Below are 1,192 nucleotides of genomic sequence, written 5' to 3' on the forward strand. Positions count from 1 at the left end.
GCGCGTCATCGCCCCCGACGACGACAGACGCTGCGAGCGTCCTGCGCCGCGACTTGACCAGAAGCCATAGAAGGGTCCCCGGCATCCCCGTTCCGGGGGCGCGAGCTCCGCCCGCGCAGCGGTGACGGAACACCGCCGAGGGGAAGCCGCTACGCGGCCCGATTCCCCGTTTTCTTCACCTCTCCGCGGTTCAAACCTATTTCGCTCCACCGGCTACGTGCCACCCATTCCGGACGCGGTCGCTGCGCTCCCTTATTTCGCCCGGAATGGGCGTCACTCCGCCGCCTCCACTCAAACGGTTCTTCCCGCCGGAGAGGCAAAGAAAAACGATCAGCCAGAGGGAGCACCCACACCATGCAGACCGCCACCGAATTGCAGACCACGGCTAAGACCTATCTCACGCTCGCGAACACCCGCGCGGTGAGCATCCGCGTCGTGGGCACCGACCCCAAGAAGACGCCCTCCGTGCTCGTCACCCGCCGCAAGTCCGGTGTCTGGGAGGCGTGGCACTCCGACCAGCTGCACGGCATCACCAGCGGCTCGTTCCGCCACTGCGTCGCCCACGCCCGCCGCGCAGCGATCCGCCGCGTCGCCCCGTTCCTGAACCGCTGAGAGGACCACACCATGACCCGCACCGACACCGGCCGCGCCACGGCCGAACAGCTGGCCCTCATCCTCGACACCCGCCGCGCCGAGTCCGACGACGACGCGACCGCCACGGACGCCGAGATCCTCGCGCACATCCGCAACACGCTCACCCTGCCCGGCGAAGGGGCCCCGGGCGGATTCCCCGTCACCGACGACGGCACCGCCTACGCCACCGCGCTGATCGCGTTCCTCACCCCCGCCGACAAGCAGGACACCGGCGCGGCCCTGGCCGCTTTCCTCACCCCGACCCCGGAGACGCTGGACGAGCGCGCGGCACGCATCGAGTCGAACCGGCGCGCGGATCAGGGGTGGCAGGCGCTCTCCCCGGCGGAGCAGGCCGCGCAGATCGCGGCCGTCGAGTGGGTGGAGAACCCCGGCGGGCCGTGCGACTGCGCCAACTGCTCCGAGCCCGCCGACCGGTAGCCGCGCGGTGCGGGCCGGCCTGCGGGCCGGCCCGTGAGGGGCGACCCCCTCACACTCTCTAATGATCTCGGCTGGCCTGGTGCCGGCTGTCAGGCTGGTTCTGGCTTGCTCGGGCGTGACT

The 1,192-nt window shown here is 70.9% G+C and carries 2 protein-coding genes; both read left to right on the forward strand.

The features are described 5' to 3' along the window. Positions 1 to 354 precede the first annotated feature (354 nt). Positions 355 to 612 carry a hypothetical protein gene (locus C5C37_RS17020; protein WP_104339345.1) on the forward strand — a complete coding sequence of 86 codons (258 nt, stop codon included), beginning with the start codon at positions 355 to 357 and terminating at the stop codon, positions 610 to 612. 12 nt (positions 613 to 624) lie between these two features. After that, on the forward strand, positions 625 to 1,071 hold the full coding sequence (locus tag C5C37_RS17025) for a hypothetical protein (protein ID WP_104339346.1): 447 nt from the start codon (positions 625 to 627) through the stop codon (positions 1,069 to 1,071). The last annotated feature ends 121 nt before the right edge of the window (positions 1,072 to 1,192 follow it).

Origin of the sequence: Rathayibacter sp. AY1F9 (assembly GCF_002932155.1) — a bacterium.
GTDB lineage: Bacteria > Actinomycetota > Actinomycetes > Actinomycetales > Microbacteriaceae > Rathayibacter.